The following is a 7,993-nucleotide window of genomic DNA, read 5'->3' as shown; positions in this document are numbered from 1 at the left end:
CCCGCTGGATCGTCTCGACTGACTCGACGGCCGCCAGGTCCACCTCGCGGGCGGTCCGGACGACATCGCGGGCCTGTTCGACGAACGGCGAGTAGACCGCCAGGAAGCCGCCGGGAACGAGGAGGTCCGGGGTTCGTTCGACGACGGCGGGGGCGTCCTCCGTGTCCAGGGTCACCAGGTCGAATCCGTCGTCGTCGGCCAGGTCGTCGAGCGCCGCGACCAGGTCGCCGGTCCGGACGGTCACGGCCTCTCCCACGTCGGCCGTCGCCACGTTCTCCCGGGCGACCTCGGCGAAGTCGGGGTCCCGTTCGTAAGTGGTCACCTGTGCGCCCAGGCGGCCGAGATAGCCCGCGAGCACGCCGGTGCCGGTGCCGGCGTCGAGGACACGGTCGCCGGCCTGGGCGCCGGTCTCGCCGATCACGAGGCCGACGTCCCGGGGCATCATCGGTGCGCCGGTCCGCTCGAGGTGATCGAACAGGTCCGGCCCGCGATAGCCGACCGCACGCAGGCGGAAATTCAGGTACTGCGCCACGTCGCGCCAGACGAGCGGCTCGAGATGGAACGAATGGGTGATGCGCTCGCGCAGCTGGCGGATCTCGTTGGCGTCGAGATTAGCATCGAGCTCGGGCTGGCCGAACAGCACCAGCTGCAGCAGCTTGGAATCGTCGGTCTCCAGGTTCGACAGCAGCCGCAGCGCCTCCAGCGGCGCACCGCCGGCCCACCGCAGCGCCTGATCGAGCCCGGCCGCATCCTCGTCACGCCGCTCCGCCAGCCAGGTCCTCGCCTCGGCGGTTTCGGGCGCCTCAACCCGCAGGATCTGGCAGCGGGAACGGATGGTGGGCAGCACCGGTTGGCCTTCGCGCTGGAGAACCAGCAGGAAGGTATCGGCGGGGGGTTCCTCCAGAGTCTTGAGCAGCGCGTTGGCAGCATTGAGGTTAAGCTGATCCGCACGTTCAATCACCGCCACTTTCCGCTGCGCCACCTGAGGGCTCTCCATCACGAAACCACCCAGTGCCCGCACCTGGTGGATGCGGATATAGCGGGACTGGTCCGTGGGCATGAGCCGGCGCGCATCCGGGTGTCCCTCACCACCCAGCAGGCGGCACTGCTTGCACTCGCCACAGGCGGTCATACCCTTGCCCGCGTTGACCGGCGCCTCGCACAGCAACAGTGACGCCAGCGCTACGGCGAGCTGGCGTTTCCCCACGCCCGCCGGGCCCAACAGCATCAGCGCATGCGGGAAGCGTCCTTCCTTCAGACGCTGTGAAAGCTGCTGATGCACCTCGGACTGCCAGGGCCAGGGAGCGAAGGAGTCACTCTGCAGTGGCTGTGTTTCCGGATCGGCCATGGGATTTCCGTTTTCGGATTGCGTTCATAAGGCGGCGCGCCTGCGCGAGCGCCTGCTGGTCGGGCTGCCCCGGATCGTAGAATGCCCGTTCCAGAAGCAGGCCCAGAGCCCGGATGTCGGGGGCCAGCGCAGGAAAACGCCGCCCAGCCGCCGACACCTGCGCGGCCAGGGTATCGCTCCGGCCGGCACCTACCCCCTGACGCTCAAGCCATCGGCACCACTGATCATACAGGCGGTACCAGGGATCGCGGAAGTGCCGGCGGCGGGCGCGCAGAAGGGAGATGCCGACGCCGGCCAGGATCAGAAGCGCCACCAGCGAGGCCGTGATCACGCCCAGCATACGCCGGTCAATATCACCGGGCAGCCGCCCCAGCAGGGAAAGCTGGGTCTGGCCTTCGTAGCCCACCACCCAGCGTTGCCAGTAGTAGTTGGCGGCATCGAGGCGCAGGCGCATCCAGTTGACCCAGCCCACATCCGCGTACCGGTTCATGGAGAAGGGATCATCCGACAGGAACCCGCCCTGATCCTGCATGGCCTCGCGCAACCCGCTCTCGATGCGCTCGGGCGCGATCATGCCCGTGGGATCAAGCCGTACCCAGCCTCGGCCCCGCAGCCAGGCCTGCACCCAGGCGTGGGCGTCATACTGGCGCACGATCAGGTATTCGTTATCGACGCCCGCCTCGCCACCCAGATACCCCGTAACGATCCGCGCCGGAATATCCGCCGAGCGCAGCATGAATGCCAGCGCACTGGCGTAATGCTCACAGAACCCCTCCCGAGTCTCGAACATCAGCGCGTCCACTGTGTCCGCATTGCCGAGCGCTTCCGGCTGCAGCGTGTAATGGAACGGCTTCTGGTTGAAGTGCTCCATCAAGTGCCGAATCAAGGCCCGCCTGCCGTCAACCTCACGCCGTTGCTGAGCCACCCATCCCCGCGTCCGCTCATTGGTGCCTCCGGGAAGCCGGGTGTAGAACCGTCGCTCGGCATCCGACAGCCGCCGCGCCTCTGTTGGCTGTTCGTACTGCATGCGGTAACGCCGCCGGGTATCCACGCTGCGTTCGAAACGCACCATGCCATTGCGGTTGAGGCTCACATTGGCGGATGCAGGCACCGAATCCGCCAGCGCGAAGCCCCAGCGCCGGCCGTGGGGTTCAAGCATCACCTCGTATTCGTCATCCGCCAGATCGCCGGCTGAGGCATCCTCAGGCACCCGCGAGATTCCCTCCCTGTCATTCAGACTGCGCCTGTCCCAGCGCCTGCCATCGAAGCGGTCGAGCACCAGCGCCTGCCAGTAGCGCTGCCCCGGATCAGGCGTATCCCCGCCAAAGGTCACCCGGAACGCCGGGTCATCATTCTGCGCCAGGCTGGTGATGGCCCCGGGCTCCATGGTGTCGCTCAGCCCTGTCGTGCCCTGCTCCGAAACCAGCGGCACACTCCACAATGGCCCGATCCGGGGAAAGAAGATGAACAGTACAATGACCACGGGCAGCATCTTCACGAACACCAGTGCCGAACGCTTCATCGCCTCAACGCCCATACCCTGAGCACGACCCCCAAGCGCCATCTGCAGACCGGTAAACAGCAGAAACAGGCTGGCCAGAAGCCCGCCCGTCCAGAGCATGGACTGGTGGAAAAGCAGCGTGACCACTGCCAGATAGCACTGGATGAAAAACAGGATGAACAGATCCCGGCGGCGCCCCAGCTCCAGCCATTTGAGCGCCACCGTCAGGACCAGGAAAGAGGCGGCGGTATCGACCGTGAACTGGCCCCGGTAGTAAGCCCAGAAAGCCGCGGCGCTGAGCACCGCCAGAACACCGAGCCACAGTGGGCGCAGGCCACGCTTCCGGTGGCGCTGGAGCAACCAGCCGGACACCACCGCCAGGCAGGCGCCCAGCGAGAGCCACAGCGGGAGGCGCTGAACCTGGGCCAGAAGGATCAGGCCGAAGGCGGCCACCCATGGATCAAGGTGATGGCGGTTCATGTCGGCATCTCCCCGAACCCAAAGGCCCCGAGACGGTTCAGACAGGCCCGTTCATGCTGGTCACCGGTATCCGGCTCAATGGTCTGGTCCGGCAGCCTCAGGCCAAAGGGCTGCCCCTGCTCACTGAGCCGCCCGACATGCCAGGCCAGATAACTCAGGCGCAGCTCCGTGTCCGCCCCCGGGAACTGCTCCCAGTCCAGCCAGCGCGGGTCCGCCGGCGGCGTATCCCAGTCCATCACCACCAGATGCCCGCTGCGTGCAAAGCGCTTCCAGCTGATGCGGCGCAGTGCATCCCCCAGACGATAGGGCCTGAGCCGGATGTCCGAACCCCCGGGCTCCGCATTCAGAGTGACTTCCCCCTCGTCGCCCTCGGCATCAGGGGAGGCTTCGAATGGCGGAGGCGTTACAGGCCGCGGTGTCACCAGGCCCCGTGAGGCCGGGCGGAACCAGGTCCAGGCGCGGATGAGCCCGAATGGGAAATCCGTTTCCAGCCGGATCGACGGCAGCTTCAGCGGCCCACGCCGACGCGTCGGTACCGGCAGCGGCACCACCTGCCCCTCACCGGCCTCAAGGCTGACCGTGACCGGTTCGCCATCGTCGATCCTCAGCCGCAGCGCTGCCCGGGGGCGGTGCTCCTCATCCCGGATGCGTATCGCCATGGGCAGGCGTTCACCAGCCTGCGATTCACCCGCGCGCACCAGACTCAGGTGAAGCCCCTCAAGATTGCGATAGGTCTGGAAGATGGTGCCGTAGAACAGCGCCCCCAGAATGAAGGTGAACAGGTAGATCAGGCTGTTCTGGTAATTGATACCGGTCAGCAGCGAAATCACCAGCACCCCGGTGAACATCAGCCCTTCCCGAGTGGGAAGCACAAAGATGTTACGCCGGCCCGGGCGGTAGTCATCCGCACGGGGGATCCGCCGGTTCACCCACCGGCGCCAGGGACGTTTCACAATCTTACCGGGCATTTGACCCCTGTCACGGCTGTTAACAGACACTCACGGTTAGGCACTAATCACTATTGCAATAAGCTGTCAAACATCAAATACTGATTGGTGAACAATCAGCTTACGAGCGGGGCATACGACCATGGCTTTGAGACCAATTCTTACCGTTACCGCACTGGGTGCAGGGCTGATGGCCGGCAGTGCGCTCGCAGATGGTGTACGCAGCCTGTCCCAGGATGAAATGGTTGAAACCTACATTCAGGACTCCGCCATTGTGGTCTCTCCCCGCCGTGATCGCCAGACGCGTACTATTGAGGAGACCCGGGCACGAGCCATCCGGGCACTGGTCCGCCCTGGCGAACCCATCCGCACCGAGGCAGACGAAACGCAGACCGTGATGGACATGCAGCGCCACCGTATGGAAAGCCTTGAGCAGGCCCAGAACTTTGCGGAGCAGGAGTTCATCCGCCAGGCGCTGACTTCCCCCGCGGACCAGCTTCAGGGGTTGCAGCCCCAGATCGATACCAGCCTGCCGCAGCCGGTGATTCCAGGTTACGGCACCCCGGATATCCCCGAGGGCCCCTTCACTCGCAGCTATGAAAACGGTCAGCTTGGTCTCAGCTTTGATGGTGACACCCTGAACTTCTCGATGGGCAACAATCCGCCGGGCGTGGGCGCCATTGATCTGCCCAGGGGAATTGATGAAGGGCCGGTCAAGCTGACCCCCAGGGCCGGGGGCGGCTTTGATCTTTCGATTGATGTGCCCCAGCAGTAAGCCGGGCCTGCGCTTCAGAGAAGTGTCTGGCTGACGCACAGTTCGATCTTGTCGAGGATCATCCGGATCTGACGCACCTCCCCTTCCAGATGATCCTCGAAAGACCCTCCGGCCGCATAACTGTCCGAAATAATCCGCGCGCCCATGCTGATCCGCAGGGCGGCGCTGCTGATCCCCTTCAACGGAACCGGCTGGCCGATATGACAGCACTGCCCTGCGGCCCTGCGCATAGCCTCACCAAGTGGCTCCAGACTGTCCCTGTCCAGTTCCTGATTCAGGAGCTCATACAGTCTCCTGGTCTGGCCCGCATCCAGATAACCACCTCCCTGTGAGGCCTTCACCAGAAACGGAAAAATGCTGCGACGGTTCGACAGCTCCCGCCCCGCAAAATCATTCCTGGCCCACCAGTCCTCATCCGGTGCAAAGAGGGGCTCAACCAATGGATGCTCGCGGAGTAGGCTTACCACCTGTTCACTGAACCGGTTCAACCCATCAACCCTGATGCGTTCCGGCACCGCGTAATAGCGCTCCATTTCAGCCAGCGCCGCGCGCCAGCGCAGAAGAACCCCGGTCTGGAGAGCCGGCCGGGCGCACGCCACCATGGACTGCCAGCTCCCCAGGGCATCAGACGTTATGTAATCAGAAAGCCCTTCAGGCAGAGCCCCCCTATCATTGGCCAGCCGTCGCCCAACCTGTTTGGGAAAAATGGCAGCGCCACTGAACGGCGGGCCGGTAAAGAATTTTGAGCCGGTCAGCAACAGAATATCGCCCTGCTCCAGATGGGTCCGCAGATCCTCTGGATCCGTCCGCAACTGACAGGCATCCACAATGATCTGAAGACGGCCGTCAAAACGTTCCCTGAGACGGTCCATGACCTCCCGTGACGGACACCACCGGCCCAGCTTGGATTGCTCCATCGCGTGCAGGATGACCGAATGGCCCTCGCTGACCAGTGAGGCCACACAATCCTCTATGGCCGCATCCATTTCCGTGGGTGAACGAACCCGACCGGTCTCGCCATGGATATCAATCGCGCGGTAACCAATGGGCGCCATGCCGGCAAGCCGTTCGCCCCGGGTGACGGGCACGCCCAGACAGGTCTCGCTGTCGAAATGCCGGCCGGTCACTGACTCAGGGGTACCGGAGCCTGTCTCATCCGCGCCACAGACGACACTGACCCAGGAAGCTGAAGAATCACTGGCGGTTACGCCCACCGACAGGAGCTGGGCATCGGTCCCGGAAGGCACGAGAAAGGCTGACGCTTCAAGGTCGTTCAGCCCCAGAAGACCCATCATTTGATGCTCAAGCTTACGGAAACAATCCGGAACGACCTCTGACGGACCGGCGGCAAGCAGGTCGTGCAGCAGCTGCTGTCGGTAGTGGTCGGCCGCTTCGTAAGCCTGACGGGAAACCGACGACGCCGTCGACGACGCGAATGTGAATGCATGGTCGCGGGGGGCCGGTGAACAGCCGTAGCGGTTGAGCCCGGTCACCGGATCCACGATGAGCCTGCCGTCACCGCCCTGCATGAAGTGCCAGTGCGTCGGGTTCAGGAGCGTCGGATAGCGCTGATCCAGGCACTCCCCGATGCGCCGGGTATGGTGGAGCAGCTGCTCGAGATGCTTCCACTCCGTTCTGTGGTTCACAATGGCCACGCGGATTGCGAGGCATCCATTGAGTGTTGTGGTGGAGGGAGCGGAAACCCCCTGAAGCTGCAGCTGCGTCACGATAGCCCGGTTGAGCGCATCCAGATAATGCTCTGAACAGACCCCGGTGGCATGATCTGAAGAAGGCCGATACCGCAGGCAGACAATATTGCTGCTGACCGGCGCCAGGCATTCCAGGTCCTCAGCGACGCTGACACGCATTGCCAGCTCTCGCGCCAGGCGGCAGTGCTTTCTGACACTGGCCGCCATGCTTTCAAGCCCTACCCCCTGGAAGGTGAACCAGACCTTGAGGGCCAGAAAGCCACGTGACAGCTCAGGTCCCAGGTCACAGGGCCAGGGCGCACCTGCCTCGAGACCGATGGGCTGGGTTTCGAGATATTCGACAGGCTCCGAGAACGTACTCCGGTGCGCCTGGGCATCGCGCACAAGCACACCTCCGACCGCGTAAGGCACCTGGAACCATTTGTGGAAGTCAAAGCCCACCGAGTCCGCCCGGTCGAGACCGGCCAGATCATCCGCGTACTCCTCAAGCAGCGCCAGTGCGGCACCGAACGCAGCATCCACGTGGAACCAGAGCTGTTCCTCTTCGCAGATATCAGCGATCCCCGCCAGGTCATCAATGGCGCCGGTGTTCACGGTGCAGACCGTCCCGATAACCGCGAACGGCTTCAGGCCGGCACGACGATCATTCCGGATGGATTCGCGCAACGCCGCCGTATCCAGCGAGTGGTCATCCCGGACGGGCACCCTTCTTAATGACTCGCTGCCCAGACCGAGCAACTGGAAGGCTTTGACCAGCGCCCCATGCGTCTGCGTTGAGCAATAGCCCACCAGAACCGGTCCTTTTCCCTGGACTCCCTGCCTTTTAACCTCTTCGCCCAGAGCCCATTGCCGGGCAACCGCAAGCGCAATAACCGAGGCCATCGAGGTACCACTGACCAGCAGCCCGGAACTCTGCTGCGGAAACCCGAACAGTTCCCGACTCCACTGGACCACCTGGCCCTCAACCGCATGGGCAATATGGTTCCGGCCACCGAGGTTATTGTTCAGCAGGGCGGCGCAGAGCTCACCCAGGGCGCCATAGAGATTGCCGCCCCCATGCACCCAGCCGAAGAATCCGGGGTGGAGGTTCCCGTTGGTATAGGGGATCAGATGATCCCTGAAATGATCCAGGAGCTGGTCAAGGGGTTGACCCTGGCTTGGTGCCGGCCCCGTAAATGCACGCAATGCCTGCTCGGCGGGCGGCTGCCAGACAGGCGCCTCTTCAAGCTCCCG

Annotated in this window: 5 protein-coding genes; 1 reads left to right on the top strand and 4 read right to left on the bottom strand. The window is 64.0% G+C overall.

Annotated elements, in window-relative coordinates:
- The 3 genes from holB to QZ501_RS14125 form a co-directional block, all read right to left on the bottom strand.
- A partial coding sequence (gene holB / locus QZ501_RS14135) for a DNA polymerase III subunit delta' (protein WP_295720402.1) occupies positions 1-1,348 on the bottom strand: 1,348 nt, incomplete at its 3' end.
- On the bottom strand, positions 1,314-3,329 hold the full coding sequence (locus QZ501_RS14130; protein ID WP_295720399.1) for a DUF3488 and transglutaminase-like domain-containing protein: 2,016 nt from the start codon (positions 3,327-3,329) through the stop codon (positions 1,314-1,316). The genes QZ501_RS14130 and holB, both read right to left, overlap by 35 nt.
- Positions 3,326-4,297: a DUF58 domain-containing protein gene (locus tag QZ501_RS14125; RefSeq protein ID WP_295720396.1), complete on the bottom strand. Its 972-nt coding sequence runs from the start codon at positions 4,295-4,297 to the stop codon at positions 3,326-3,328. Before QZ501_RS14125 ends, QZ501_RS14130 begins: the two co-directional genes overlap by 4 nt.
- A gap of 121 nt (positions 4,298-4,418) precedes the next feature.
- Here QZ501_RS14125 and QZ501_RS14120 point away from each other — a divergent pair, with 121 nt between their 5' ends.
- Positions 4,419-5,051, top strand: coding sequence for a hypothetical protein (locus QZ501_RS14120; RefSeq protein ID WP_202405701.1), 633 nt, complete (start codon positions 4,419-4,421; stop codon positions 5,049-5,051).
- A gap of 14 nt (positions 5,052-5,065) precedes the next feature.
- On the opposite strand, the gene QZ501_RS14115 is transcribed toward QZ501_RS14120, so the two are convergent.
- Positions 5,066-7,993, bottom strand: a 2,928-nt coding sequence (locus tag QZ501_RS14115) for a pyridoxal-dependent decarboxylase (protein WP_295720394.1), incomplete at its 5' end; no start/stop codon positions are given.

The organism is uncultured Halovibrio sp. (assembly GCF_913056445.1).
Classification (GTDB): domain Bacteria; phylum Pseudomonadota; class Gammaproteobacteria; order Pseudomonadales; family Oleiphilaceae; genus Halospina; species Halospina utahensis_B.
The sequence above is the reverse complement of the archived record's forward strand: the minus strand, read 5'-3'. Positions and strand labels throughout refer to the sequence as shown.

What these genes read in the sequence shown, in the direction of transcription:
- QZ501_RS14130 (WP_295720399.1), bottom strand. Translation starts at nt 3,329, where the DNA reads ATGAACCGCCATCACCTTGATCCATGGGTGGCCGCCTTCGGCCTGATC.
- QZ501_RS14120 (WP_202405701.1), top strand. Translation starts at nt 4,419, where the DNA reads ATGGCTTTGAGACCAATTCTTACCGTTACCGCACTGGGTGCAGGGCTG.
- QZ501_RS14125 (WP_295720396.1), bottom strand. Translation starts at nt 4,297, where the DNA reads ATGCCCGGTAAGATTGTGAAACGTCCCTGGCGCCGGTGGGTGAACCGG.